At 58.9% G+C, this 26,612-nt stretch carries 27 protein-coding genes and 4 tRNA genes; 10 read left to right on the top strand and 21 right to left on the bottom strand.

Features of this window, described 5'->3' with window-relative positions; all coding sequences use genetic code 11:
• From GM415_RS12695 to GM415_RS12685, 3 genes are all read right to left on the bottom strand, one after another.
• The gene (locus GM415_RS12695) at window positions 1-1,536 is read right to left on the bottom strand and encodes a 2-isopropylmalate synthase (RefSeq protein WP_158948740.1); all 1,536 of its coding nucleotides are present in this window, start codon (window positions 1,534-1,536) and stop codon (window positions 1-3) included.
• 133 nt (window positions 1,537-1,669) lie between these two features.
• Window positions 1,670-2,440, bottom strand: a complete 771-nt coding sequence (gene pssA, locus GM415_RS12690) for a CDP-diacylglycerol--serine O-phosphatidyltransferase (protein ID WP_158948738.1) — start codon at window positions 2,438-2,440, stop codon at window positions 1,670-1,672.
• Window positions 2,441-2,473: 33 nt separating this feature from the next.
• Window positions 2,474-3,121 carry a phosphatidylserine decarboxylase family protein gene (locus GM415_RS12685; RefSeq protein WP_158948736.1) on the bottom strand — a complete coding sequence of 216 codons (648 nt, stop codon included), beginning with the start codon at window positions 3,119-3,121 and terminating at the stop codon, window positions 2,474-2,476.
• Window positions 3,122-3,226: 105 nt separating this feature from the next.
• On the opposite strand from GM415_RS12685, the gene GM415_RS12680 reads away from it, so the two are divergent.
• Complete coding sequence (locus GM415_RS12680) at window positions 3,227-4,093, top strand: EamA family transporter (RefSeq protein WP_158948734.1); 867 nt, start codon at window positions 3,227-3,229, stop codon at window positions 4,091-4,093.
• 21 nt (window positions 4,094-4,114) lie between these two features.
• On the opposite strand, the gene GM415_RS17995 is transcribed toward GM415_RS12680, so the two are convergent.
• From GM415_RS17995 to GM415_RS12655, 5 genes are all read right to left on the bottom strand, one after another.
• The gene (locus tag GM415_RS17995) at window positions 4,115-5,047 is read right to left on the bottom strand and encodes a hypothetical protein (RefSeq protein WP_242012241.1); all 933 of its coding nucleotides are present in this window, start codon (window positions 5,045-5,047) and stop codon (window positions 4,115-4,117) included.
• 270 nt (window positions 5,048-5,317) lie between these two features.
• Window positions 5,318-5,392, bottom strand: a tRNA-Gly gene (locus tag GM415_RS12670).
• Window positions 5,393-5,430: 38 nt separating this feature from the next.
• A tRNA-Gly gene (locus GM415_RS12665) sits at window positions 5,431-5,505 on the bottom strand.
• 4 nt (window positions 5,506-5,509) lie between these two features.
• Window positions 5,510-5,584, bottom strand: a tRNA-Cys gene (locus GM415_RS12660).
• A 5-nt stretch (window positions 5,585-5,589) separates the two neighbouring features.
• A tRNA-Gly gene (locus tag GM415_RS12655) sits at window positions 5,590-5,664 on the bottom strand.
• 217 nt (window positions 5,665-5,881) lie between these two features.
• Between GM415_RS12655 and dksA the strand changes: the two genes are divergently transcribed.
• On the top strand, window positions 5,882-6,244 hold the full coding sequence (gene dksA, locus GM415_RS12650; protein ID WP_158948732.1) for an RNA polymerase-binding protein DksA: 363 nt from the start codon (window positions 5,882-5,884) through the stop codon (window positions 6,242-6,244).
• Between the two features lie 33 nt (window positions 6,245-6,277).
• Complete coding sequence (locus tag GM415_RS12645; RefSeq protein ID WP_158948730.1) at window positions 6,278-7,795, top strand: NFACT RNA binding domain-containing protein; 1,518 nt, start codon at window positions 6,278-6,280, stop codon at window positions 7,793-7,795.
• Window positions 7,796-7,846: 51 nt separating this feature from the next.
• Here the strand turns inward: GM415_RS12645 and GM415_RS12640 are convergent, their stop codons facing one another.
• The 5 genes from GM415_RS12640 to GM415_RS12620 form a co-directional block, all read right to left on the bottom strand.
• The gene (locus GM415_RS12640) at window positions 7,847-8,824 is read right to left on the bottom strand and encodes a VgrG-related protein (RefSeq protein WP_158948728.1); all 978 of its coding nucleotides are present in this window, start codon (window positions 8,822-8,824) and stop codon (window positions 7,847-7,849) included.
• Window positions 8,825-8,926: 102 nt separating this feature from the next.
• Window positions 8,927-10,027, bottom strand: coding sequence for an A/G-specific adenine glycosylase (mutY, locus tag GM415_RS12635; protein WP_158948726.1), 1,101 nt, complete (start codon window positions 10,025-10,027; stop codon window positions 8,927-8,929).
• Between the two features lie 12 nt (window positions 10,028-10,039).
• Window positions 10,040-10,786, bottom strand: a complete 747-nt coding sequence (gene gpmA, locus GM415_RS12630) for a 2,3-diphosphoglycerate-dependent phosphoglycerate mutase (protein ID WP_158948724.1) — start codon at window positions 10,784-10,786, stop codon at window positions 10,040-10,042.
• Between the two features lie 77 nt (window positions 10,787-10,863).
• Window positions 10,864-13,515: a tetratricopeptide repeat protein gene (locus tag GM415_RS12625; RefSeq protein WP_158948722.1), complete on the bottom strand. Its 2,652-nt coding sequence runs from the start codon at window positions 13,513-13,515 to the stop codon at window positions 10,864-10,866.
• 68 nt (window positions 13,516-13,583) lie between these two features.
• Entirely contained in the window at window positions 13,584-14,444 is an 861-nt protein-coding gene (locus tag GM415_RS12620; RefSeq protein ID WP_158948720.1) for a glycosyltransferase family 2 protein, read from the bottom strand.
• Between the two features lie 78 nt (window positions 14,445-14,522).
• On the opposite strand from GM415_RS12620, the gene GM415_RS12615 reads away from it, so the two are divergent.
• Window positions 14,523-15,632, top strand: coding sequence for a glycosyltransferase family 4 protein (locus tag GM415_RS12615; RefSeq protein ID WP_158948718.1), 1,110 nt, complete (start codon window positions 14,523-14,525; stop codon window positions 15,630-15,632).
• Here the strand turns inward: GM415_RS12615 and GM415_RS12610 are convergent.
• From GM415_RS12610 to GM415_RS12590, 5 genes are all read right to left on the bottom strand, one after another.
• Window positions 15,629-16,576: a lytic murein transglycosylase gene (locus GM415_RS12610; RefSeq protein WP_158948716.1), complete on the bottom strand. Its 948-nt coding sequence runs from the start codon at window positions 16,574-16,576 to the stop codon at window positions 15,629-15,631. The two genes, GM415_RS12615 and GM415_RS12610, sit on opposite strands and share 4 nt — an antisense overlap.
• A complete protein-coding gene (locus GM415_RS12605; RefSeq protein WP_158948714.1) occupies window positions 16,554-16,760 on the bottom strand; it encodes a dual CXXC motif small (seleno)protein in 207 nt (68 codons plus the stop codon). The genes GM415_RS12610 and GM415_RS12605 overlap by 23 nt, the downstream gene beginning before the upstream one ends.
• 5 nt (window positions 16,761-16,765) lie before the next feature.
• Window positions 16,766-18,130 (bottom strand): TolC family protein, encoded by a 1,365-nt coding sequence (locus GM415_RS12600; protein ID WP_158948712.1) that lies wholly within the window; start codon window positions 18,128-18,130, stop codon window positions 16,766-16,768.
• Window positions 18,131-18,236: 106 nt separating this feature from the next.
• Complete coding sequence (locus GM415_RS12595; RefSeq protein WP_158948710.1) at window positions 18,237-19,019, bottom strand: MogA/MoaB family molybdenum cofactor biosynthesis protein; 783 nt, start codon at window positions 19,017-19,019, stop codon at window positions 18,237-18,239.
• 20 nt (window positions 19,020-19,039) lie between these two features.
• Entirely contained in the window at window positions 19,040-19,774 is a 735-nt protein-coding gene (locus GM415_RS12590; RefSeq protein WP_158948708.1) for a DUF1614 domain-containing protein, read from the bottom strand.
• 126 nt (window positions 19,775-19,900) lie between these two features.
• On the opposite strand from GM415_RS12590, the gene rfbA reads away from it, so the two are divergent.
• Window positions 19,901-20,791 (top strand): glucose-1-phosphate thymidylyltransferase RfbA, encoded by an 891-nt coding sequence (rfbA, locus tag GM415_RS12585; protein WP_158948706.1) that lies wholly within the window; start codon window positions 19,901-19,903, stop codon window positions 20,789-20,791.
• Between the two features lie 89 nt (window positions 20,792-20,880).
• On the opposite strand, the gene GM415_RS17990 is transcribed toward rfbA, so the two are convergent.
• Entirely contained in the window at window positions 20,881-21,024 is a 144-nt protein-coding gene (locus GM415_RS17990) for a hypothetical protein (protein WP_199244296.1), read from the bottom strand.
• A 329-nt stretch (window positions 21,025-21,353) separates the two neighbouring features.
• On the opposite strand from GM415_RS17990, the gene GM415_RS12580 reads away from it, so the two are divergent.
• Entirely contained in the window at window positions 21,354-21,833 is a 480-nt protein-coding gene (locus GM415_RS12580; protein ID WP_158948704.1) for a PilZ domain-containing protein, read from the top strand.
• Between the two features lies 1 nt (window position 21,834).
• On the opposite strand, the gene GM415_RS12575 is transcribed toward GM415_RS12580, so the two are convergent.
• The gene (locus GM415_RS12575; RefSeq protein WP_158948702.1) at window positions 21,835-22,206 is read right to left on the bottom strand and encodes a hypothetical protein; all 372 of its coding nucleotides are present in this window, start codon (window positions 22,204-22,206) and stop codon (window positions 21,835-21,837) included.
• 157 nt (window positions 22,207-22,363) lie between these two features.
• Between GM415_RS12575 and rdgC the strand changes: the two genes are divergently transcribed.
• From rdgC to GM415_RS12560, 3 genes are read left to right on the top strand one after another with little or no spacing between them, the layout of a single operon-like run.
• Complete coding sequence (rdgC, locus tag GM415_RS12570) at window positions 22,364-22,978, top strand: recombination-associated protein RdgC (RefSeq protein ID WP_158948700.1); 615 nt, start codon at window positions 22,364-22,366, stop codon at window positions 22,976-22,978.
• A 9-nt stretch (window positions 22,979-22,987) separates the two neighbouring features.
• The gene (locus GM415_RS12565; RefSeq protein WP_158948698.1) at window positions 22,988-23,509 is read left to right on the top strand and encodes a hypothetical protein; all 522 of its coding nucleotides are present in this window, start codon (window positions 22,988-22,990) and stop codon (window positions 23,507-23,509) included.
• A gap of 3 nt (window positions 23,510-23,512) precedes the next feature.
• Window positions 23,513-24,079, top strand: a complete 567-nt coding sequence (locus tag GM415_RS12560) for an arylesterase (RefSeq protein WP_158948696.1) — start codon at window positions 23,513-23,515, stop codon at window positions 24,077-24,079.
• On the opposite strand, the gene GM415_RS12555 is transcribed toward GM415_RS12560, so the two are convergent.
• A complete protein-coding gene (locus GM415_RS12555) occupies window positions 24,076-24,765 on the bottom strand; it encodes a TVP38/TMEM64 family protein (RefSeq protein ID WP_158948694.1) in 690 nt (229 codons plus the stop codon). The genes GM415_RS12560 and GM415_RS12555 overlap by 4 nt on opposite strands.
• A gap of 135 nt (window positions 24,766-24,900) precedes the next feature.
• On the opposite strand from GM415_RS12555, the gene GM415_RS12550 reads away from it, so the two are divergent.
• Window positions 24,901-26,586 (top strand): YcaO-like family protein, encoded by a 1,686-nt coding sequence (locus GM415_RS12550; protein ID WP_158948692.1) that lies wholly within the window; start codon window positions 24,901-24,903, stop codon window positions 26,584-26,586.
• The last annotated feature ends 26 nt before the right edge of the window (window positions 26,587-26,612 follow it).

Genomic DNA, 26,612 nt, shown 5'->3' with positions numbered 1-26,612 from the left:
CTATTTCTCCTCTTTGGCTTTATCCATTCTGTTCAGGGCGTTGATCATGGCCAAGGCGCTGGCCTTGACGACATCGCCGTCGTTGGCGCGGCCCACGGCCTTGACGCCTGAATCTTCTATGCGCACGGCAACACCGGCCAGGGCGTCGGACCCTTCGGTAACGGCGTTGACCGAGTAGACTTCGAGTTTCGGGGCAACCCCCACCAAGCTGTAGATGGACTGGAACACGGCGTCAATGGAACCTTCGCCAAAGGAGCTGGTCTTGCGGACCTCAGTCTCGCCGCCCTCTTCCCCGAACTCCATAACCACCGCCGCATGCGGGGGTACGTCGCCGGTGCCGGAAAAGACCGACATGTCCACCAACCGGAACTTGTCCAGACGGCGGTAGACTTTCTCCAGAATGAGCGCCTCCACGTCCTCGTCAAAGACCTGCTCCTTCTTGTCGGCCAAATCCTTGACCGCCTTGAAGAGCACCTGGACCTGCTCGTCATCCAATTCGTATCCCAGCTCCTCGGCCTTGTTCTTGACCGCGTGGGAGCCGGAATGCTTGCCGATGACGATGTCATTGGAAGTCCGTCCGATGGAGGCCGGAGTCATGATCTCGTAGGTCAGGCGATTCTTGATGACGCCGTCCTGGTGCACGCCGGACTCGTGAGCAAAGGCGTTGGCGCCCACGATGGCCTTGTTGGGCGGGATCGGCATGCCTATGATCTGGGAGAGACGACGGCAGGAGGGGAAGATCTGCTCGGTGACGATGCCGGTCTCCACATTGTAGAGCTCCTTGCGGGTGTTCAGCGCCATGACCAAATCTTCCAGGGCGGCGTTGCCAGCGCGCTCGCCGATGCCGAGTACGGTGCACTCCACCTGGCGGGCTCCGGCGCGGATGGCGGCCAGGCTGTTGGCCACTGCAGACCCCAGATCGTTATGGCAATGGACGGAAATGATAGCGTCGTCGATGTTCTTCACGTTGTCCATCAGGTACTTGATCAATTCATAGTACTCAAACGGCTGGGTGTAGCCCACGGTATCCGGGATATTGACCACCTTGGCCCCGGCCGCAATAACGGTCTCGGTGACCTTGACCAGAAAGTCCCAGTCGGAACGAGAAGCGTCCTCGGCGGAAAACTCCACGTTGTCCGTGTACTGCCGGGCGTGTTTGACCGCGTTCTCGGCCATGACCAGCACCTGATCGGCGGTCTTGCCCAGCTTGTGTTTCATATGAATTTCACTGGTGGCGAGGAAGGTATGAATACGCGGATGCTTGGCTTCCTTCACCGCTTCCCAGCAGCGATCGATGTCGCCCTTGACTGCACGGCACAGGCCCGCGACCTGGACGTTGTCAACGGCCTTGGCGATGGCCCGGACCGCTTCGAAGTCACCTTCGCTGGCGATGGGAAAACCGGCTTCTATAATGTCCACGCCCAGGGTTTCCAATTGGCGGGCCATGCGGATTTTCTCGTCCAGGTTCATGGTTGCGCCCGGAGATTGTTCGCCGTCACGCAAGGTGGTGTCGAATACGTACACTCTGTCTGCCATGGTATCCTCCGATACTTTGCCCCTTCCGGGGGTATGTTCATAATTGTTTGCGTATGGGTATGCAAGCGCCAACACGCACCCGCGCGTGGCAACTCGTGGTCAGTACGACGTACTAATATGGGATGAGTGAGAGCTAACCTAGCTCTTCGCTGGAGCTATCCCGTAGTAGTCGTTTGCCGTAGCGGGATAGTAGAACGAGGGTGTAGATCGGGCCGGAGATGAGGTAGCCCATGAAGAAGACGAAGCCCAGCACCTTGGGGCGCGAGGCAATCAGGGAGAAGAGCAGGACGGCGGTGACCATCCAACTGAAGGCATGCGCCTTGAAGGCACTGATTTCCTTGAAGGAATAAAAGCGGACGGTGCTGACCATGAAGAAGGACAACACATAGACCAAGCCGAGCGTGAAGATGGGCAGCACGGAGTGCATATACTGCTCGGGCACATACTCGGTGAAGAGGACCAAGGTGGCCAGGGTGCAGGCCGCCGCAGGAATAGGCAAGCCCACGAAGTGCTTCTTGGAACTGGTGGCCGCCTGGACGTTGAATCGGGCCAGGCGCAAAGCACCGCAGGCCATGAACAGAAACGCTGCCATGAGCCCCAGCCGGCCAAAGTCGTTGAGCATCCAGAGATAGGCCATGGTTGCCGGGACCACGCCGAAGGCCACCAAGTCAGCCAGGGAGTCCAACTGGACCCCGAACTCGCTGGTGGTGCCGGTCAGGCGGGCCACTTTGCCGTCCAGTCCGTCGAACACGCAACTCGACAGGATGCACAGGGCGCAGGAGGCGTAGTCCCCCTTGATTGCCCAGGTCAATCCCAAAAAGCCGAGAAACAAGCTGGCCGTAGTCAGCAGGTTCGGAAGGAGGTAGACGCTCTTGTGGCGCGGCAATTTCTTTTCCTTGGCCATAATAACTATTTGTTTAACTTAGCTTATCCCGTTTTACGCCTTACGCTTGTCCGCCACTGCGGTCTCGCCGGCAACGACCTTCTGGCCGATGGTGACAGTTGGTTCATAGCCATCCGGGATGTAAAGGTCAACTCTGGAACCAAACTTAATCAAACCAAACCGCTCTCCGCGCTTGAGTTTATCCTGAGGTTCGGCCCAGCAGACGATACGCCGGGCGATGAGGCCCGCGATCTGGACCATGGTAAACCGCTGGTTACCTTTGCCCGTGACGACCACGACGTTCCGTTCGTTGTCCTCGCTCGCCTTGTCGAAGGAGGCATTGAAAAATTTGCCGGGGATGTAGCGAATGAGTTCGATCTTGCCCGAGACCGGCATGCGGTTCACGTGCACGTTGAAGACGTTCATGAATATGGCGATGACCTGACGGGACTCGCCGGAGACCGGATCGGTTTCCCTGGCGACCTTGATCACACGGCCATCCGCAGGGGAACACACGGCATCGGCGTTTTCCGGGCCCACGCGCTCGGGATCGCGGAAGAAGTGGCCGATGAAGCAGGTCAGGCCCAAAAGCAGAAGCGCCATGAACCAACAGTCCAGTACGGCGAAAAGCAGGGTCGCAAAGGCGGAGATGATGATGTAGGGCAGCCCTTCCAGGGCAACGCCGACGGACGGTTTGTGCATGGTCGTCTCGCTCCTTATTTTCCGAATTTCCCCGTCCTTACCCGTCACAGGGCCGATAGGCAAGTTTGTTTTTACATTATATACGTCTGAACGTATACCCTGCCCATGACTTGGTTCTTCCTCTCTCTTTCGGCGGCATTCTGCATGGCGTCCAACTCCGCCTATCTGAAACGGTTCTTCTCGGACGTCTCGCCGTGGGAGATGAGCATCATACCTTTTCTCTATGCCGCGCCCCTTTGCGCCATAGGGCTGCTGTTCGTTGACAAGCCCGAGATCGGCCCGGGCTTCTACCCGGCCATGGCGTGGGTCCTACCGTTGACCATGGTCGGCTTCATCCTGCACTACCGCGCCATCCACCTTTCGCCTCTATCGCTTACCCTGCCCTTTCTCAGCTTCACGCCTGTCTTCGTGCTGGTCTCTGGAGACCTGATCCTGCATGAGACGCTCAGCCTGCCCGGCATGGCGGGAATGTTACTGGTGGTCGCCGGTGGCTACGTGATCAATCTGGACAGCGCCCGATTCGGCATTCTCGGCCCGATCAAGGCGATTTTCAGGGAACCGGGCTCACTGCTGATGCTGATCGTGGCCGCCATCTACGCCCTGACCTCGGTAGGCGGCAAGGTGATGATCATCCACTCCTCGCCGATGTACACGTCCATGCTGCTCTTCAGCCTGCTGGGTCTGCTCATCCCTCTGGTACTCATCGGCACGGGCAAGGCGTCGGCCAGAGCCGTGACGCGCAAACCGCTGCTCGCCATGGGCTCCGGTCTTATCCTGTTCTGCGAGGTCCTCAGCCACAACATGGCCATGTCCATGGCCGCCGCAGCTTACATGATCACCATAAAAAGGATGGCAGGCATCTTTTCGGTTATCTATGGCAGGGTTCTGTTCAAGGAGCGCGGCATCAGCTACCGCCTGGCAGGCACACTGATCATGACCGCCGGAGCAGCCGCCATCGTCATCTACGGGTAGGAAAAGCCCAAACCGGGCAGATCAGGTCAGGTAAGCGTAGAAATCCTGCCCAAGCTTATGCACTGGCACGACCTCACCCCCGAGGATCAGCGCCTGGGGGACCAGCCCGGTCCGGCCGCAACCGGCAGGCGCACTGAATCCATTCTCCCTTGTCAGGATGACCGACATACCCTCGGCCCCGCTGTGGGCAATAATTCCTTCCGGGAAAAAGATCGCCCGATCCGACGCGTCGCCCACGGCGGTAAAAAACGCCTCATACTTGCCGAAGAAATTACCGTGATCCAGAGTCTGCTGGATGCCCGCCGCCATTTCGTTGGCGACGTGACTGACAGGACGCCCACGCAGCATGCCGTAAGCGCCTTCCCTTGCCGGGTCCGCAAGCATGACGCCGCCCATACCCAGGGAGTGCACCAGATCGTGGGTCCGCTCACCCGAGAGAGGATCTGACTGAAACCCCAACGTCCTGATGTCAGCGAAGCCGTTGCGGCGGGCCTGAATCTGCTGGGCCAGAAGCATGATGCCCGTACCCGCGCCAATGTCCACGCCCACATACGGGCCGCCCATGGCACGGGGCGCGTCGACCTGCCCGGCCACCGCACGCATGATGTGGGCCGCACGCGGCGCATCCGCCAGCACCCGAAGAACCGGCGACCACTGGCGCATCAGGTTCATGAGCTCCACGTCGTCACCAGGCTCGTTCAGGGATAGATGGCGGGAGAACCGCTCGAAAAGCGATGCGATATCGCCGTACTCCACCCGCTCCAGGTGTGCGCCGTCATGTACGTAGGCAAAGAAATACTTCACTGCCACGTTGAGAAAACGGGCGTCATCCAGCGGTTGGTCAGGGTCGCACAGCCGCTCAATGTCATCGGCCAGACTCTCCGACGAATAGAACTCCGGAGCGATGCCGAGTTCGGAACCACAAATTGAAGCGGTGAAATTGCGGGCCTGCATACCCACCGAAACAAGCGGGGAACCATTGAGGTACAAGCCATCAAACTGGCCAGTCCGCGACGCGGAGACAGGGGATGAATCTGTATTCTTCATAAGCTTTCAGCGGCTCACGCCGGTAGGGGAAATGTTTTCCGTTTCCCTGCGATTTGCAGGGACCATACCGGACCACCCCTTTTCCGGACAAAAAAAAGCACTTCGCCCAAAACAGGACTCAACCGACCTGAAAGAAAATGAAAAAAGCCGGCCCACGAAGGGCCGGCTTGAAATTTCTGGAGCGGGAAACGAGATTTGAACTCGCGACTTCAACCTTGGCAAGGTTGCACTCTACCACTGAGTTATTCCCGCCTGGGAAAGGCCGGTCCCGAAGGACCGGCCGGTATGTCTGGAGCGGGAAACGAGATTTGAACTCGCGACTTCAACCTTGGCAAGGTTGCACTCTACCACTGAGTTATTCCCGCTAAATGGAGGCGACATCCGGATTTGAACCGGAGAATGGAGGTTTTGCAGACCTCTGCCTTACCACTTGGCTATGTCGCCTCTTTTGGAGCGGGAAACGAGATTTGAACTCGCGACTTCAACCTTGGCAAGGTTGCACTCTACCACTGAGTTATTCCCGCGCTCAAAAGCGAACCACTGTTTACCCGCGCCTCCAGTAGGTGTCAAGGGTATTTTTTCTTTTTTCCTCTCATATATACAATAAAGAACCACCTGGAATTTTTCACCTAATGTAAAGACTTTACTTTTAGTGCGTTTTTGGTATACCTACGCGCTTTAATTTAGTAATTTCAATTGGTGGTACTCCCACCGACTGGTTGCACCCAAAGGGAGCAAAATATGGAACAGAAAGATCTGCAGTTTTTCAAGGACATGCTTACCGGCATGCTGGACGATACGCTCAGGAAGAGCGAGGAGACCATTGAAGACATGACCGAGTCCGGCGAGGTCTACGCCGATCCGGCGGATCGCGCCACCGCGGAATCCGACCGCGCCTTTACACTGCGTCTGCGTGACCGCGAGCGCAAGCTGGTAAAGAAAATCCAGAAGGCAGTGGAGCGCATCGAGGACGGGGAATACGGCATCTGCCAGGAGTGCGGCGACGATATCTCCATCGCGCGCCTCAAGGCCCGCCCCATGACTACGCTGTGCATCAACTGTAAAAGCAAGCAGGAAGCGGACGAAGCCGTTCGCGGCGACTAGCCGCCCGACCGCACCGCCTGTGCCCGAACCGCCATGGAGGCAAATTTTTTCCGCTTCCTCGCAGCCGAGTTGGGCACCCTGCTGACAGACCGCCGGATAGACAAGGTATTCGGCCCGGCTCCTGGCGTCTGGACCATTAAAATCCAGAATCCGGGCGAGCCCATGCACCTGCTCTTTAGGCCCGCCAAACCGGCGGGCCATCTTTTTATTTCCCCCATCAAACCGGTCAATCCACAGCAGGTTCCGGCCATGGCCATGTGGTTCCGGAAGAGGTTGCGCAATCGCCGCATCCTCGGATTCCACACGGACTGGCCCAATCTCCGCCTCGCCTTGGAGCTGTCTCCGCGCTCCGATCCTCCGTGCGGCCCGTTCCTCATCCTGGACGCGCGAAACGGCATGGAACTCGCCGACGAACTCCCCCCTGAATTCGACGCTCAGCCAGAATGGCCCGCTTTGGAGGACGTCCTGGCCGACGAGGAAATCTGGCGCGAGTATCCCCACATCTCCCCTCCCCTGCGCAAGGCCTTGACCAAACTGGACCACAACGAAGCGCTGGGGCTCTATCTTTCCGTGGCGAGCGGCACCACGCAGAACTTTTATCTGGCGCAGACGGCTCGAGGCTGGCAACCGCCCCTTGCCTGGTCCACGGGCGCCAAGGAGGAGGATTGCTTTTCCTCGGCTCTGGATGCAGCCAACGCCCATGGCGAACGAACTCTGTTTCCGCTGATGGAAATGGAAGAGGAAAAACCCGCCCAGACCCTGCTGAAGCGGGCGCGCAAAAAAGTCCGGCGAAACCTCGCCCGGCTGGACGAAGAAGAGGCTCGACTGCAGAAGCTGGCCGCCGAAAAGCGCAAGGCCGAAGCCATGCAGGCGGAGCTTTACCGATTCAAGGACAAGGAAGGGCTGGAAACGGTCACGGTTACCCATCCGGAACTCGGTGAAATGACTGTGGAGCTCAACCCCCACCTGACCCCCACCGAAAACATGGAACGCTACTTCAGGATGGCGGACAAGGCGGAACGAGGCTTTCCGCATATTCGACGTCGACGCAAGGAGCTGCTGGCCGAACTGAAGCGGCTGGAGGACGGCACCCTGCCTGAGTTCCAACTCCCGTCAAAAGAGGAACGCGGACCGGATGGCCCACCGCCGCTGCCAAAGCGCTACAAGGGTCTGGCCGTGTCCCTGTTCCGATCGTCAGACGGTTTCACAATCATCAGGGGCAAGAACAAGCAGGCCAACCACCAGATGTTGAGCAAGGCGGCCTCGCCCTTCGACTACTGGTTTCACATTGCGGACGGCCCCAGCTCGCACGTAATCCTCAAGCGGGATCACCCCGGCCACGAGGTGCCGGAATCCACCCTGGCCGAGGCGGCCATCCTCTGCGGCCTGAAGAGCTATCGCCGGGACGACGGCAAGGCTGAGATCATGTACGCCCTGGTCAAGGACGTGCGCAAGGTCAAGGGGTTCGCTCAGGGCCAGGTCATGGTCGACGCCAAGCAGGGCTCCCTGCGCGTGGACCTGGACCCGTCCCTCGAAGAAAAGCTGGCATGAAAAAAGGCCGGGCAACATACCCGGCCTGAAAAAACTGTTCTTGGAAACGCCCTACACGATCCGGTTGAGGCTGGTCTCGCCCAGCATGTTCAGGGCGATCTGTTTTTCCTCATTCAGGCGATTGGCCACGGCCCTGCGCACCCGTTGCGTAGAGGAACCGAACTGGGTCTTGCGCGTATCGTAGACGCCCTCAATAAGCTTGGCGTCGAACTTGCCTTCGCTTACCTGTCCGACGAACCGATCTATGACTTTGTTGAAAATGCGGGCCGCGCCCGTGGGGCCATGCTGGACAGCCGTGGACCAGAGGACCTCGCGCAGGGCGGGCGGTGCATTGTCGAAATCCAGTCCGGTCTGCTTGAAAATCATGTTGCGGGCCGGATCATAGGTCTCGGTGGCTATGAAATCATGCTGTAATTTTTCAAACCGCTCGGGCTGCTGCGCGGCAATCTCCTTCCAGGCCTCAGGCATGCCGCCTTCCTTGGAACCGGTGTCGGTTGGACCGGCCTGACGCAAGCGGGTGGCGAGCTCCGGCGCTTCCGCGTCGAGATAAGTCAGGAAACGGTCCATACTGCCGGGCTTGGACGCAATCTGATACTTGCCGTAGGAGGTGCCACCAACGCGGTCGTAGCCTATGGTGGCAACGCCGTCGCTACCGGACTCGAAACGAGCCGACAGGCTACCGACATTAGGGGCTTCAGGCAGTGGCGCGGCAACAGGGGCCTGCGTGGTCCCGGCCATCTTGCGAGAGACGGCGACCTGACGCGGCAGCCCCGCCTCGTCGCGCATCAGCCGGGAGATGGTGGACAGGGCTTCGAACATCATGGCGTCGTTGAGGATGCCCATATCGAACCCGCGGGAAGCGCTCCCCTCCCCGTATTCTGTAGACCCTTCTCCGAAAAGACTCTGTGCCGTGCGCATCTGAGTATCGAAAGCCGCCTGCAATTGAACGTTGCGGACGGGATTACCGCCGCCCTTGCCTGACTGCATGGCGGCCAGGGCGTTATATTGTTCGATTGGCCCGAAAGACATGTCGCTTCTCCTGCGTCAAAGTTTTGGCTGGACACACGCCTGCGCAGGGAAACAAGCAAGGGGCGTGCCTACGGCCACACCTCCAAGCATGACGGGATGATATCAGGAGAGACGGAACAATTCAGCGAAACGCAAATCGTTGCGCATGAAATCGATGAGCCGACGATGCCCGGAGGGGAAGGCATAATCCGCCAGGGACGCAGGTTGCACAAACCCACCTTCCACCGCCGCGTTGAAAACCGGAGCCGGAACATCCCCGTTGGCCGGACGGCACAGGTAGCAATGCATGGTCACCCGATAACGCGTGTAGGAATAAGCCACCACCGTGATCTTCTCCTCGGGGACCACGTCCAGCTCCACCTCTTCACGGTATTCCCGCACGAGCGCCTCCTCAGGGGTTTCTCCCTGTTCGAGGCAACCACCGGGAAATTCCCACAGTCCGGGCCAAACGTCGTCGGGCCTGCGCTTCTGTATGAGCGCCTGTCCCTCGTGAACAAGCACGCCTGTGGCCATGTTAATACGGATGATGTCCTTGCCCGGGGGCAGGACGGGACGCGCGCCGATGGTGCCCCGCGCATGGGCAAGACAATGTTCCTTGACCGGGCAGACCGGACAATCGGGAAGCCGGGAGCAGACCAGCGCCCCAAGCTCCATGAGCGCCTGGTTGAAGTCGCCGGGCCGGTCCTCGGGCAACAGTTCTCGCACGCACGCTTCGACCTGCCCCCTGCCCGCCTTCTCCCGGATGGGAGTATCGATATCCAAAACGCGAGCGAAAACACGTAGCACGTTGGCGTCAATGGCAGGGACGGGCTGACCAAAGGCGATGCTGGCGATGGCACCGGCCGTGTATTCGCCGATGCCAGGGAGAGAACGGATGACCGCCGGATCTGAAGGGAACTCACCGCCGAACTCATCGACGATGCGTGCGGCAGCCTTGCGAATATTCCTGGCACGGTTGTAGTAACCCAGCCCTTCCCAGGACTTGAGCACAGCTTCCTCCGGAGCCTTGGCCAAGGCTTCCGGGTCGGGATAATGACGCATCCAGCGCCGGTGATATTCCACCACTCGGTCCATCTGAGTCTGCTGGGCCATTATCTCGGAAATCCAGACGGGATAGGGACCAGGGTCGTCGCGCCAAGGCAGATCGCGACGATTGGCGTCGTACCAATCGAGCAGGTTTCGGGTGAATCGTGTTCCGTCCATGACGGTTGGGAATTACCCTCCCTTGGCCTGATTGGCAACCGCTTCGGCGGCCTTGGCCACGGCTTCGGGATCGCCCAGGTAGTAATGGGTAAGCGGCCTGAGGTTCTCATCCAGCTCGTAAACCAGGGGCACACCGGTGGGTATATTCAGTTGGGTAATCTCCTCATCGCTCATGCCGTCAAGGTATTTTACCAAGCCGCGCAGGGAGTTGCCATGAGCCACGATCAGCACCCGACGGTCCGCCCGAATCTGCGGCTCGATGACCTTGAACCAGTAGGGCATTGTCCGGTCGATGGTCTTTTTGAGGGATTCGCTCAACGGAATTTCTTCAGGAGCGAGGGTTGCATAGCGAGGGTCGTTGGCGGGCGAACGTTCATCTGAAGGGTCGAGCTCCGGCGGAGGCACGTCGAAACTGCGACGCCAGACAAAGACCTGTTCGTCGCCATATTTGGCGGCGGTCTCCGCCTTGTTCAACCCTTGCAGCGCGCCATAGTGGCGCTCGTTGAGCCGCCATGTCTTTTGCACCGGAAGCCAAAGCAGGTCCATCTCATCCTGAATCAGCCAGAGGGTGCGGATGGCTCGCTTCAAAAAAGAGGTGTGGGCCACATCGAAGCTGAAACCGGCCTCGCGCAAAAGCTTCCCGCCGGAAACGGCCTCGCCGATACCCTGTTCGGTGAGGTCCACGTCGGTCCAGCCTGTGAACCGGTTGGATAGATTCCACTCGCTCTGCCCGTGCCGGACAAGTACCAATTTGTGCATGCCGCCCTCCGATGCCTGTTTCCTGTTAATGGAGCCAACATATCACAAAGCGCGGCAATGTGAAGGAGAAGCCCTGCTCAGTATCGCTTGGGCGCGGACTTGCTCATCTCCTTTTCGATCTGGTCGAACAATTCACGCTTTCGCTTATCGAAGGTGATGCCGCTCTTGAGTACGGCCAGGACCAGGCAAAGGACGCTAATAATGATCACCAAACCCTTGGAGAACTCCCATCGCTGCTCTCGGATGGCGTCCAGCAGCCATATCCCCTCCATCCCCTGGGTGAAATAGAGGGTCGCAGGGATGGCGGCCAGGGCAAGGCCCAGGCCCAACAGTTCGAACCAAATGAAATTGCGCCCCAGCATGAGAACGAACAGCGTGCTGTCGCGGACGATGCGCAGGGTCACCAGACGTCCCTGGAGGGACTCTATGTGTTCCTCGATCTCGTCAATGAACTTGAGGGCCTTGCGGAACTTGTCGGGCTCCTTGAGCTGCTGCGTTTTGATCCAGTTGATCTTGTCCACACAGAAGTTGAAGTCCTTGTTGAACTCCAACAACAACTTGGGAAACGGGAACCAGGCGGCCTCATGCTGGATGTCCCGGATTCGCTCAGCCTGGTAATCCAGATTTGAGTCGATCCGTTTGATCTCACGCCTGACTTCACCGTCCAGATTCTGCTTGAATTTGTCCGTGCCCCGGAGCAACTGCCGGTAGGCCACGTAATTGTTGGTTACGGCCAGTTTCTCCAGCCGGTCCAACTCCTCCAGGCCCAGCTCGTAATAACTGTGATTCTCGTCGAACCTCCGGGCAATATCGTCCCGAAGCTCGCTGACCCGCCCTTTTGCGGCGGAGACCATTTCATCCGCCTCGGCCCAGCGTTCCCAAAGCGCGCTCATGAGCTGGACCCGGCCCCGGTCCAACTCGGGATCAACGAGGATCCGGTTGAAGATATGCGGGTCTCGCTCGATGAGATCGGAGAAAACGTCCATGGCCTGGCCGGTGAACCCCATCTTTACCATGCACACGCCCTGGCGGTAGACCGGATCGACCCAGGTGGGGGAATAGGTATTGGCGTGCTTATACGTGTTGATGGCGTCCTTCAAGTTGCCGTCAACCTCGAGTAACCGCGCCTGAAGATAGGAAAAATAACCTTGCTGCAACGGCGTGTAGCTCATGCGCTCGGCTTCCTGCCAATGAAAGAGCGCCTGATTCGTATCACCGCTCTCCATAGTCCAGAATCCCCAGAGGGAATGAGGCTGGTAGCTCCGTGGGTACTTGAGCTGGGCCTCCTTGATCTGTACCTCGGCGTTCTCGAGGTCCCCGCTCTCGATCCTCTGGAGAGCGTCCCAGACGAAATCTCCTTCCTGGGGCGCCAATTGGCGCATGCCTTCCACCCAATCCTTGGCCCTCGTACGCCAGACGATCCGCAGAAAGCGCAACTGGGCCGGCGCGTTGATTTCATACACCGCACGGAGCATGAGGCTTTCCAGCCCCTTGTGGGAACTGAGCAGCTTGAGCATGGACCCGCTCCCGTCCTCTTCCGCCACGGCGGCGTCGACTCCGCTGAACCCCTTGGTGAAATCCTTCACGTCGGTCTTGGCAAGCTCCTGCCAGACCTTGGGATGGGGCTTTTCCAACTGCTTGGACGGGCAATCCCTTGGCTTGTGCCCTGTCTGACCGCAATAGAAACAATGGGAATTCTCGCCGTTCACCAAAGTGTGGGCCAAGGCCACCTGCATGGTCCCATGATCCAGCCGTCCCCCGTCCTCACGCAGAGCCAAGGTGCACCACGAGTCCAGGGAAACCGCATCGACCCCGTAGCGGGTCTCGCTCATATAGAACCACTCGGAGAGGAGAAAGCCATCTACCAAGCGCACATGGGGGTAATCGGGCGAAAGCCTGTTCCAATCCAGGCCGATCTTCTGAGGCAGGTCCGAGGTGAACTCGTACTCCTGCTGCGGAACGGCGGCCATAACCACAGGCCAGTAGCCCCCTTCCGGATCCTCCTTGAGCCGCTTGATCAACTTCAACATCTCGCTGCAAAAGGATCTGAGCAATTGGAAGCTCTCAAGAGGCAGAATAAGGGCGCCCTTCTCCATGTCTGAGATGTAGCGGAGCCCAAGCCTCCTCAACAGCTCGACGATCTCAAGGACAAGTTCCCTCCACCCCTTGTTGGCTTCCTTTTCCGACAGGCTCCCCAGGGGCTTTATGATGTAATACCACTTGCAGAAGGTTTCGTAGTCCAGACCCTGGTCGGCCACCATGGTGAACCATTCAACGGGAGCCAGGCCCGGGATGCCTCCACGAATCTGGAGCGACAGGCCGAGGATGTCGTTTACCGTGTTCTTGAGCTTGGGATGAATCAGTATCTCAAGGTCGCCGGGCGAAGAGGCTTCCTGGTGATCTAGCTCCGGCGACAGGGACACGGAATAGTTCATGTCGTAGTCCACCAGGAAGGTCAGCGGGATCACCTGGCAGGAGACCGGCATGGGGTTGACGCGGGCCCATATGTAGAGCCTGGCCAGTGCACGGAACACCTCAGTGGTATTGCAAAACCAGAGGGCCTGGTCCAACTCCTCGGCCACGCACAGAGCGCCGTATTCCCTCAGGGTGTTCTTTACCGCGTTGTTGAGTTTGTCCTTCCAGACAATCCAGACGCCGTACCCGGACGCCACCAGACGGGATTGGCTGATCTCCGGCAGGTCATTTATGAGATTTTCAATGGACGGCACGACACTCTCCCGGCGGCTTATGCTCACCGCTGACACGGGCCAGGTTTCGGAAATGGACTCAATTTATCCTAACACAGCGCTTTCAAGGGAACTTCTTTCCCCTCACGCACCATGCAAAACAGGTTCCAGACCTTTTCCGCCTCATCTGTTTTTCCTCTTTTTTCACACCCTTGGCGGTAAATGGCAACCTTGTTCTCCAACTCCCTCATGGCCAGTGCCCTCTGGGAAGCGTCAAGTTTTCCACATTGCAGGATTTTTACCAGCGCGCGGATTCGATAAAGGTCTGCGCAGGGCACGCAGTTGGAAAGCTGGTCGGCCCGTCCGCCGTGCTTGATGGTCAACGGCTCCCTGACCAGGCCAACGGGAAAGGCGAGGCACGCCCTGAGCCACATATCGTAGTCTTCACAAGAGGGCATGGACTCGTCGAAAGGCCCTATGGTCTCCCACGCCGCACGGGTAAACATGGTACATGCCGGGCTGATCAGACACATGGAAAGCGCTGCCTCGAAGAACCATCCCTCAGGCTTGGCGTACTTTGCGGGCTGGTTGACCCGTTTGCCGCCACGGTACCATATCTCGTTGGTCTGAGATATCTCGAAACCGTTCTCCCGCATATAGCGCAGCTGGATCTCCAGCTTGGTGGGCATCCACTCGTCGTCAGAATCAAGCAGAGCCATCATCTCGCCTGAGCACTGGGTGTACCCCATGTTTCTGGCTGCTGAAACACCCCTGTTCTCCTGAAAGTAACAGCGAATCCGCGGATCAGGAAAGTTACGCAAGACCTCGGCGGTTTCATCGGTGGACCCGTCGTCAACCAGGATGACCTCCCAGCGCTCATGGGTCTGCTTAAGCACCGAGTCCAGGGCTCGGGGCAAAAACCTGGCCCGGTTATAGGTGGGAAGGATGATGGAAATGAGGATGTCGTCCATATGCACTCTCTTGCCTTCGGGTTCACGACCTGTCATGTTGGACAAACATTCCAACCGACTACTCCCGAGCGACAGTTAATGAAAATATTCCAAGTGATCAACGTCCGATGGTACAACGCCACCGCCTGGTACGCCATCACCCTGAGCCGGCTCCTCGCAGATGCCGGACATGAGGTGACCGTGCTCACCCAGGCGGGCACCCCGCCCGAGAAAAAGGCGCGGGAAATGGGCCTGAATACCGTGGCCGTTGATCTGAACACGGTCAGCCCGGTCCGTTTCGCCGCTGCGGCGCGACACGTCATAAAACTTCTCAGGACGCACCGGCCTGATATCGTCAACTGCCACCGGGGAGAAGGGTTCTTTCTCTGGGGACTGCTCAAGTACCTCGGCTTCCCTTACAAGCTCGTGCGTACCCGGGGCGACCAGCGCCCCCCCAAGAGCGACCCCCTCAACCGCTGGCTTCATTCCCATATAGCTGACGCGGTGGTCGTTACCAACCGACGTATGGCCAACTACTTTCTTGATTCCATGCGGACGCCCAGCGACGGCCTCTGGCTCATCCACGGTGGCGTGGACACGGAACGCTTCCGCTTCGACCCGGAAGGCCGCAATCGGGTGCGCGAGGAATTCGGCTTTTCCGATCAGGACGTAGTGATCGGACTGCTGGGCCGCTTCGACCGGGTCAAGGGTCAGAAGGAAACCATTGAAGCCGTGGCCCGTCTGCGCAAAAAGGGCCTGGAGAACGTCCGGCTCTTCCTGATGGGATTCGATACGGCCATGACCGAAGCCGAGATACGGGGATGGATAGAGGCCAACGGCCTGGAGGACGTCACCCGGATAAGCGGCAAGCGCGACGACATTGCCGCCTGTATTTCGGCAACGGACATAGGCGTGGTATCCTCCCTCTGGTCCGAGGCCATCGCCCGCTCCGCCCTGGAGATAATGGCGGCCGAAAGACCACTGGTCTCCACCTCCGTCGGAGTCATGCCGGACCTGGTCACCCCGCCCATGCTGGTGGAACCGGGCGACGCCGCGTCACTTGCACATACCCTGGAAAAGATTGTGACAGATCAGGCCCTGCGGGAGCAGGCTCTGACGGCGCAAAAGCGAACCCTGTCTCAACTCACTCTTGAGGAGTTCCTGAAGCGGAGCCTGACCCTCTATCAAAGCCTGCTGGACGGGCGTTAGTCGCCGAAAAATTCGTCGGTCTTTCGAATCCGATCTGCTACTTCCAGGATGGTCAGGGCGTAGCTCTCGGAATGATTGTACCGATAAACGATCTTGACCTGTGCCTCATGGTCAAGCCCCGGCTTCCAGCCGTGCTTCCTGATGAAATTGGCCATGCTGTACAATGCGTCCCGCGTATCGAAAAGGTCCACTTTGCCGTCACCGGAGCCGTCCACGCCGTAAGCCAGGGCGGATGAGGGAATGAACTGGCACAACCCGATGGCCCCATACATGGAGCTGGGAATAGTCAGCGGGTCCGCCCCATTTTTGCGCGCGTAGGTAAGCAGCGACTTGAGCTCCCCATATCCCCAAGAGGCCTTCTGCCCTGTACGACGCTCCAGCCACCCCTGCAACTCTTCGGGCACATCCCTGCGGATATGCGGTCGGATCAATTCGAAATCACTGGCTATGGCCATATTGGCCAGAATCCCTAGCGCGTTGTGGTCGCCCACCTGCCTGCCCAGTTTGGTCTCCACCAGCATGAGCGCTGTCAGCAGGTCTCCCGGCACCTGGTACCGCTTTTCGATTCGAGCCAATTCATCCCGATTTTCCCGATAAAAGCTGTAGGCCCCTGCAATGAGGATAGGGTTGAGGTAGCGCTGCATTGCCTTGGGCTTTTCACGCTTGGCCGGTTTTGCCGCCGAAAGCTTGCTTTTCAGCAACGCATTCATCTTGCGGGCCATGATTTCCGGCGAAAAGGTGGGCTTGGTATTGGAAAAGAGAGGGGTGATGTAAGCGCGGTCAAAGCCATCCGCAACCAGACGGTCGGTCAGCGGAGCCCAGACGTTCTCCCCCGCGGGGGAGGTTTTCACCATGGCGCAAATGAAAATGGCGGCCAACGCAAAAACGATGGCCGCCACCTTAATACGCTTGGCGGAGAGATCAGATCCTGTCCATGGGAACAAAACCCATTTCCTCCTCGAATTCGTCATCCATCGCTTCGGCATAGGCGCGCAGGTCGTATATCTTGCCGCACTTGGGACAGCGCAGGGTCACTTCCCTGCACCCCCGATAGGCGGTCAGATCCAGCCCGCACTTTTCGCACTCCATGCCCCGGGCCTGCCAGGAACGTTTGCGCTGGGTGAACATGGCGTTTACTCTGCCTTGGTCAAACCCAGGTTTTTTTCGCCCATGGCGACGTACAGAGAGGAGATGGCAGTGCCGTAGTCGGCCAAAGCCTGCGAGAGCTGAGCCTCGCTGGTGGTCAGGCGGGACTGCGCGTTGAGCACGTCGGTGTTGGTTCCGACCTGAGCCTGGTAGCGGGCCACGGCCATACGGTAGGCTTCCTGGGCCGCTGTCACGGACTTCTTGGCCACGGTGATGCGATCAGCGGCCTCGGAGATATTCAGCAAGGCGGTCTTGACTTCGAAACCGGCGCTCAGGCGAGTGTCTTCGAGCTGGGCCTGAACCTGCTTCACGCTCTCCTGCACCTTCTTGTAGTCATAGTAGTCGGCGCCGCCCTGGAACAGGTTCAGGGATGCGGAGACGCCGGCGGTCCAGTATTCCTTCTGGCGATAGGCGTAGCCGCCCTTGCTGAAGCCAGGGTCAGTACCCTGATTGACGTAGTCCATATCAGCGTCCACCTGCGGGTAGAAGCTGCTGGCGGCCATGGTCACGTCCTTCTTGGCCATTTCCACGCTCTTCTCACCGATGACCAGATCGGGACGGGATGCATAGGCCCGGGTCAGGCACTGCTGCAGGGTCAGGCCAAAAGGGATGTACTTGAGCTCGCCGACGTAGTCGACCTGAGTCTCAAGCGGGATATTCAGCAAGGTGTTGAGCTGCGCCTCCTGCGTGGAGACACCGTTCTTGGCGGTCAGCAGATCCTGCTGGGCGGAAGCCAGATCGACCTCGGCATCCAGGACCTCGGCCTTGGGCCGCAGACCGACTTCATAAAATGCGCTGATGACCTTGAGCTGGGATTCCAGACGGGCCACGGAGTCCTCGGCGCTCTTCACGTCCATGCGCGCCTTGAGCAGCGACAGGAAAGTGGACTGCACGTTGGAAACCAAGGTCAGTTCGACATCGGTCAGGGAGGCCATGTTGGACTCTTCCGTCAACTTGGCCTTCTGCCAGGAAGCCAGCAGATTGAAGCCCTTGAACACGGGCTGACTCAGGTTCAAACCTGCGGCCCAGTTGTCCTTGTCGTTGGAATACGTGTTCTTCCGATCATAATACTTGTAACCGTATGTGCCGGTCACAGTAGGCAGAAAGTTTCCGAAGGATGACTTTGTGCCGAACTGGGAGCCGGTGAGTTGCGCTCTGATAGCGGTCATACTCGGGTTGACCTCCAAGGCGCGCTTGACGCAACGGGCCAGGTCAAAAGGCCCGGAGAAATCCTCCGAGGCAGCCATTTCGGAACCGGGTGCGGGGTCGGCATCCTGGGCGAGCGCCATGGACGAAAAGGCCAGCAGAGCCATGAACGCCAGAAAAACAGCCAAAGACCGTTTGAGATACATAATTAGGTATCCTGCTTCACTTTTTTGAGAGTAAAGTTGAACTTGCAACAATTGAACATGATGTTTCTAACAAATCTTTAGAGACCCCGCAACCACAAAGGGACGATCACCTATGCAACACGGCGCAATCCGAGGGGTCGCCCTGTAGTTTTTCCAGGGTGTGCCGCAGGGTCGGCAGCAAAGGCTCCAGGCACTCGGCCACAGCTTTGGGGCTACCCGGCATGTTGACTATGAGCGTCTCGCCCAACGTCCCGGCAACCGCTCTGGAAATGGCTCCGTGCGGAGTCTTGCGCAGGCTCGCTGCGGTCATGGCCCGCTCGTAGCCGGGCAACCGCTTCTCGATGACGGCAAGGGTTGACTCCGGCGTGATGTCGCGGGGCCCCACTCCGGTGCCACCCGTTGTCATGACCAGGTCGAATCGCTGAACCAGCGAGAGATCGGCCAAAAGCCCTTTCAGGCGAAGCGGCTCGTCCGGAATGATAAAGCCCTGTACCAGCGAAAGATCGAGAGTTTCACCGACCATCCGACCGATGAGCGGCCCGGATTCGTCGGTGCGCTTTCCCGCCGCCCCCTTGTCACTCAGGGTCACCCAAGCCAGTGCGTAGCCGGTCCGTTCTAGACGGCACTCCATAATGCCGGACTCCGCCTCGGCCAGGGCCTCGGCCAGTAACAGCGGAGTAGAGGCATGTTCCGCCCCTCCGGGCAACCAGCCTACGGAAACAACCAGAAAACCGCCCTCCCCGGCAGTCAGGCGGTCACCCGCCCGCAGCCCCGTGAGCGGCGCTTCGGTCACCAGTCTGCCCATGCCCGCCTCGGCGCTGCACAGGTGCACCCTCTCCCCGGCTTTCACCGGGCCGTTCAGGGTCAACGACAGGGATACTTCACTCATGACGACTCCTTACAATGAAATCAGGCCAGCAATACCGCAAGAATGCCCGCGACAAACACGCCGCCGAAAGTCCCTGCCCCGCCGATGGAGACGACGGGCGCGGCAACGCTGTTGCGGATACGAGGGGTCAACAACGGGATCAAATTGCCGCCGATGACGGTGCCAAGAGTGCCCGCCACGTAAGCGGCCACAGGGCGGAACTCGCGCGGCACGAAAAAGTACACGGTCACGAAGGTTATCAGCGCGGGCAGGACCAGAGGAACGCGCAATCCGGTGAAAGAGTCCGCTTTGGTCAGGGCGTAGCATCCGCCAGCCACCATGAGCATTGCGAAACCGATCCAGCCGTAAGCGCCTCCCGCTCGACCCTCCATATGCAGGCTGATCAGAAAGGTAATGCTCAGCAGAAGCGGCATGACGCACCCGCCTAAGTTCACAGCGAACACCTGCTTCTTGAGTTCATTGGCGGTCTCTTCTTCTATGCGAACGCCGCGCCCCATTGCATCCATTGAGAAACGCATGGAACCCGGGCGGGATACCATAACCAACCGCTCGCTGGTGTGCACGGGCACATTCACGAAGCGGCCAACAACGATGGCGATGAGCATGAGTACGCCCTGCGCCGGGGTCAGCCCGAGTTTGGAAAAGGCCTCGGTAATAATGGAAACCGGCAGGAAGACGAACAGAAAGAACAGCGCAACGAGGAACAGGAGCGCCGCGAAGATGCCGCCGGAAAATTGGAAATAGGGATTCTGCATGCTCTCTCGCCCGCACAGATGCGGGTTGCTTTTTGTTTTATCACGACACTATACTGTGCGCGACTTCAGGACTGGACCTATCCTAACTCAAACCCGAAGTAAATCACAGGCCCGACGAGACGTTTTATGAAAGGCATAATCCTGGCCGGCGGTTCCGGCACCCGACTGCATCCCCTGACACGCGTGGTCAGCAAGCAGCTCCTTCCCGTATACGACAAGCCCATGATCTATTATCCTCTGTCCACGCTCCTGCTGGCTGGCATCCGGGACATCCTGATCATCTCCACGCCACACGATCTGCCGCACTTCCGAATGCTGCTGGGCGATGGCTCTCAACTGGGAATCAATTTGCAATACCAAGTCCAGCCAAGTCCGGATGGCCTGGCCCAGGCGTTCCTCATCGGTGAGGAATTCATCGGCAAGGATTCGGTCTGCCTGGTCCTTGGCGACAACATCTTCTACGGCCACGGCCTGGGTGCCATCCTCAAGCAGGCGGGCAACCTGGAAAAAGGCGGCATAGTCTTCGCCTACCTGGTCAAAGACCCCGAACGCTACGGAGTGGTGGAATTCGATAAGGAATACCGGGCGCTCTCCATTGAGGAAAAGCCGCAAAAGCCCAAATCGAAATACGCGGTCACGGGCCTCTACTTCTACGACAACGACGTCATCGAGATTGCCAGGTCCCTGAAGCCCTCGGCAAGAGGCGAACTGGAAATCACGGACATCAACAAGGCGTATCTCGAACGGGGCGACCTGACGGTGGAAACCCTGGGGCGGGGCTACGCCTGGCTCGACATGGGCACCCACGAGTCCCTGCTGGGCGCAGCCAACTTCGTCCAGGCAGTGCAGGAACGGCAGGGTTACGTCATCGCCAGCCCGGAAGAAATCGCCTACCGCATGGGTTTCATAGACGATGCCCAACTCAGAAAGCTGGCCTGCGAAATGAGCAAGAACAGCTACGGCAAATATCTTCTTGAGGTGGTTCTCGAAGAGCCCCCGGGCAGTTGCGCTATGTAGAGAAAAGACAAGAGGCCGCCCCTTCCTAAGAAGGAACGACCTCGGCGAAAAGGAAACCGCACTGCCAGGCAGCGCGGTTTTTTTAATCCCTAGTGATGGTCCTCTTGCATCGCTTCCCTTACGCGAATGATGCCGATGGTGAGAATCCATGCGAGATAAATGAAAATCAGGGATACGCCCACAAAACCGGGACCGGAGCTGTGAGCCATTCCGGAAAGCAGTTCGCCAATCATAATTGTCCTCCTACAACCCAACTTGTCCTTGAAATGATGTATGTTCTTTGTCCCGTCCGCCACAAATTGTCAACCCCCCAAGCACGGAAGGCCCATTCTCACCTCGTCTTGAGAATCATTAACTTGACAGCAAATAGGAGCGGAATTATCAAGGAAATGTCAACGGATACGTTCTATTTTACCTGGCGGTACACATGGGTTTAATCGATATTTTCAGCAATCTCTTTTCGCGTTCCGGCAAGACCGGAAAAGGCGGCGGCAAAGGAGCCGCGTCGACAACCGGGGGTGCTCAAAACGGGACAAGGCCCACACCAGTCCCCAAAGGCACCATGGTCAAATTGGACGACAACGCCGGGAAAAAGCGAAAAAAAGCGGAACGCGTCTCCGCTGCCCCCATCGATGAGGAAGCCCTGGGCTTCAGCATTTCCATCAAGAAGGACGACGAACTCTCCAAGAAACGCCACGCCATCCGCATTCGGCTGAAGGGACTGGAGGTGCACATCCACCGCCTGAAAAAACGATTCCCCGTCATGGACATCAGTGCCACGGGACTCGGGTTCGCCTTTGAAAAACCGCGCTTCAAGGGAGGCGTCGAGTTGGACATGGACCTGATCCTGAATGGAGAGGTCAAAGCCCAGAACGTATTATGCAAGGTCATGCGCCATGAACGCGGTACGGTCGGCTGCACCTACGTCGACCCGGACCGTGCCCAAGATGATACCATCCACGCGCTCGTCCTGCTTGGACAAAAGCAGCAGGCCGAGCGCAAAAGCAGGAAAAAGGACGAAGCCTTCAACCTGCCGGACTAGCCTACAGCTTCCCTTTCAAATCGGTTATGAAAGTTTCCAGATCGTTGGGTTCGCCCGGTTGGTGATCTTCGGGATAGAGCAGCGCGGTCATGAAAAAGACGCTGCCGATGCGCAGGGACGTGCTGGCACTCATGGAAAACTGTTCTAGCCGGGCCGCGATTTCCTTGCCCAGCTCCCCGCCTACGGCCTCAGTCAACTTCCACGCCTTTTCCCCCAGCGCCGCCAACAGCTCGGCCTTCTCCTCCAGTTTGGCCTGGAAGGCGAGCTGCCCTTCGGTCTCGATAACGGCATCGCCTTCCTCTTCCAGCCTGCGAACCTTGGCGGCCACGTCTTCAAGATAGGATATCAATTCGGTAAGTGCTTGTTTTTGCATGATCTCTCCTTTGCGTCGGACTATGCCTTCCCCGGCGGACAAAAACAAGCCGAGGCCGGAAACAATCCACTCCCCAAGCGCTTTGGCCTTTACAAGCGGAGAGATAGATTTTACCTCAGGGACTGCTTTTAAACCCTGTGCACATGAGGAGACGCAGTTGAGCATCCAATCCGCCAGCCTCGGGCTGACACGTTACCGGATCATTGAAGAGGTCCCCCGGGAACTTCTCCAACAGGTGCCCGAAAAACTGAAGCAGTTCTGCTTCGTGGACATCGACGGCACCGCCGACGAGCGATCCTTCGGCTGGACCAACATCGACGACATGCTGGATATGAACTGGGTCCAGTCCCCGCCGGAAAAGGCCGACTACTTCGCTTTCGGCCTGCGTCTGGACACCCGGCGCATCCCGCCCGCCGTGCTCAAGAAGCATTGCACCATCGCCCTGAACAAGGAGCTGGAGCACAACAAGGAGCAAGGCAAGAATTTCGTCTCACGGGACCGCAAACGGGAACTCAAGGAACAGGTCACCCTCCGACTGCGTGCCAGGACCTTTCCCATCCCGGCCATGTTCGACATTATCTGGAACCCGTCGGCCAACCGCGTCTACCTGTCCACCACCAACGCCAAGGTCCGCGCCCTGTTCGAAGACTACTTCACCCTGACCTTCGACCTGCACCTGGAGCCGCTGACCCCGTTTTTCATGGCCATGGAAATCCTAGGCGAAGAAGCCGCCCCCAGGCTGGAATCCCTCGAACCCACCCTCTTCGTGTAAGGAGCCGTCATGGATCTTTCCCTCGTCGAACGCGAGAACACCCTGCTCGGCCAGGATTTCCTGACCTGGCTCTGGTACAAGACCGACAACGAAACCATCCTCTTCCAACTCCCGGACAAACGAACCTTCACCCTGCACATGGAGCAGAAGGTCTCGGTCCAGGGCGGTGAAGGCGAAACCAAGTCCACCACAACGGTGTCCAACCCCGGCGGCGAACTGACCGAAGCCAAGACCGGCCTGGGCATCGGCAAAAAGGTCTCCAAGGCCCAACTGCTCTTCGCCATGGACCAGGACGACTGGCTGGTCACGGTCACCTCATCGGACTTCGGCCTCTCCGGCCTCAAGACGCCCAAGGTCTCGTCCAAGGACGAGGAAGGCGACGATCCGGACGCCAAATTTCTGGAAAAAATGTTTCTGGTGGAACGCTGCCTGGAGATGCTCGACATCGTCTTCACCCAATTCCTCACCCTCCGCATGTCCAAGGAATGGAAGGAAGAAGCAGCCAGGGTCAAGCTCTGGATCGGCGGATAGACCATGTCCAGCCAGCCGGTACGCATCGCCTGTTTCGGGGACAGCCTGACCGAGGGATACGGCCTTCATCCAGACGAAGCCCTGCCCGTGGTCCTGGAGCGACTGCTCCGAGATGACGGCATACGGGTAACATGTCTCAATTTCGGAGTGTCAGGCGACACGGCGGAGGACGGCCTGGAGCGGCTGGACTCGGTGCTGATGGCCGAGCCCCACTGCGCGGTTCTCGAATTCGGAGCCAACGACTGCTTCGTGGGCGACCCCGTGCCGGTGGTAAAGGCGAACCTGACCGCCCTGATTTCGGCCTTCAAGCAACGAGATATCCCGCTCCTGCTCGTGGGCATCACCGCCCTGACGGTCATGGATGACGAGTACAAGGCCGGGTTCGATCCCATCTTTGCCGAATTGGCTGAAGAGCACGGAGTCCCCCTCTTCCCGGATATCCTGTCCTGCTATTTCGGCGACAATGCCCTGACTCTCATGGACGGCATGCACCCCAACGAGCAGGGCGTAGAGGCCATAGCGCGTGAACTCTACCCCATGGTTGAAAAGCTGGTCCGCTCTCTGGGTTAAAGGCCTTCCCCGCCGTTCAAAAACTTCCGCTTCATCCGATGAACAACTACGGCCAGGGCCAACCCGCCCACGGCCAAGGCCACTCCGGCCTCCAGCGACGTTTTTCCCGATAATCCCGTGTGGAGCAAATGCCCGCCCGAGGCAAGAAAGACCGTCTCCGGCAACATGGCCAGCCAGGTCAGCAACGCGTACGGCAGGGATCGGACCTCGGTTACGCCCAGTAGATAGCTGGCCACGGGGAACGGAATGACAGGGATAATGCGCGACAAAGAAATGACGTGAAGCGGGTGCAGTCGGCTGAGTTGCTGCAGACGAACAAACACCCGATTCCCTTTATACATGCGGTGGATATGGTCGCGCACGCCATAACGGGCGAGAAAAAATGCCCCGACCGCTCCTAAAGTCATGCCGATGGACGCCCACAGCGCACCCAACTTCCAGCCGAAGAGCATCCCGGCTGGCACGGTGAAAAACCCCTGCGGCACCAGGAGCATGGTCCCAAGCGCGTTAGCCGCAATGTAGATGACCACCCCGAGCCGTCCCTGGGACGCAACATAGGCTGTCAGACGAGTCATGTAACGGTCGCCCCAGTGCTCAAAGACATAGATGAGCAAACCGGCCACGGCGAACAGCAGCAGAATCCTTGCGGAGCGCCTCCACACGGCGCGAGTGGCGGACTTTTCCATGAAGGCATCCTCGCCCAAACAGGGCTTGTGTTCAAGCCCGGAATGCCCTAGCGTATCACTTTGTGGCATAACCGATTCATATGCCTACATATTCAAGCAATTCCAGTTGATTCAGACCCAAGACAAGGAAGCCTGATGCGCTACAAGCTGCAAATGATGGACACGGATTTCGGGGTCGGCATGTTCGCGGCCATGCCCGACGTCAACCTGAGCTTCAACGAGATGGCCGACCATCTCCGCAAGCATCCCATGGACGACTACATGCACGAATTCGTGCTCCAGGGATTCAAGGACTTCCGCACGCGCAAGCTCCAGAAGCTCATCAACGAAGTCATGAAGGACAAGGGACAATCCGACCCGGTGCTCACAGCTGTCATGTACGAGGCATGCATCTGCCATGACCGGCAGCGCCAATTGCTTCCCCTGTTCGACGGCCTTGATCCGGCCACCCTGCTCGAGCACACCCCGGCCATCCACATCCGTTCCAGACTGCGAGAGGATCAGGCCAGACACACCGCCTGGATCAGACTGTTCGGCAAAAACATTTTCGCCATGAAGGCGTTGCCCCGCCCCGAAGACGCAGGCCTGGAAGCAGTGATCTCCGAAGAGGAGCTCGCCTTGCCTGAGGCCGTGGACGCAAGCACAATCCGCCAGTCCCTGGACGGGGAACTGCCGCCGCCCAAAGCGCGCAGGCCGCTTGAGGAAACCATCGCCCACGCCTTTGCCGCCCTGGACAAGGCCGACGCCTTTCTTGGGCCGGTCATGGAGCACAAGGCGTCCCTCTCGCCTATCGCCAGCCTGCGCCACTGGATGGTCAAGACCCGGACCGTGTCCGGAAGCATGGGCAATTCGCTGGAAGGCATCCAGACCAGCTATGGGCGAGGCCTTTCCCGCGCCCAGGCCGACGCCTCCTGCTCCATGGAGATGGCGGAACGATTCTCGTCCTACGCCTCCTTCGGCAAGAAGGGCATAGTCGGGTACGCCCGGGACTACCCGCTCATCCACGCCAGCTACGACGAATTGGATGCCGAGGCGATCAACCCGGCGGACGTGCGGCTGGAAGTCCCCTACGCCGGACAGAAACTGCACTGGTTCGAGGGGCACGCCCCGGACGGCAAGGGCGGAATCAAGCCCATCCTGATCCCGGCCCAGTTCGTTTTTCTTTTCTGCAACCTGGACGAGCCGAGCCTGTTCTCGGCCCTTGGGTCCACGGGCCTGGCCTCTGGCAACACCATGGCCGAGGCCAAAGTATCGGCACTGACCGAAGTCATCGAGCGTGACAGCGACGCCACGGTCCTGTTCGATCCCGAACGGTGCTTCCGCGTCGAGACCGACGACCCGGCTATCGCGCCGCTGCTCGCGGGCTACAAGGAGGATGGCATTGACGTCTGGTTCCTGGACGTCACCACGGAACTGGGCGTGCCCTGCTACAAATCGGTGGTTCTGGGCCGCCACGGCGACGTGAACAAGGGTGGCGGCTGCGGCCTGAACGGCAAGTCGGCCCTGGTCTCAGCCATGACGGAAACGGCATACCCCTACCCCGGCCCCAAGTCCGGCCCCGCTCCCGAGGGCCTGCCGGTCCGGCGGCTGGAATACCTCCCCGACTACTCTACAGGTAGCGCCGAGGGCGACGTCATGGTCCTGGAAAAGACGCTCATGACCAACGGCTATACCCCGGCCTATGCCGACCTGACCCGCAAGGACCTGAACATCCCGGTCACCCGCGCCATCGTCCCCGGCCTGGAGATCATATCGGACTTCGATCACTATTCCCGCGTCAGTCCACGGCTGTTCCGCAACTATCTGACCATGTTCAAATAGGGGAAAGCCATTGACGCGGCAGCGCC

Source organism: Pseudodesulfovibrio cashew, from assembly GCF_009762795.1.
GTDB lineage: Bacteria > Desulfobacterota > Desulfovibrionia > Desulfovibrionales > Desulfovibrionaceae > Pseudodesulfovibrio > Pseudodesulfovibrio cashew.
Note: the sequence above shows the minus strand (reverse complement) of the source record. Positions and strands in the feature narration are given on the sequence as shown.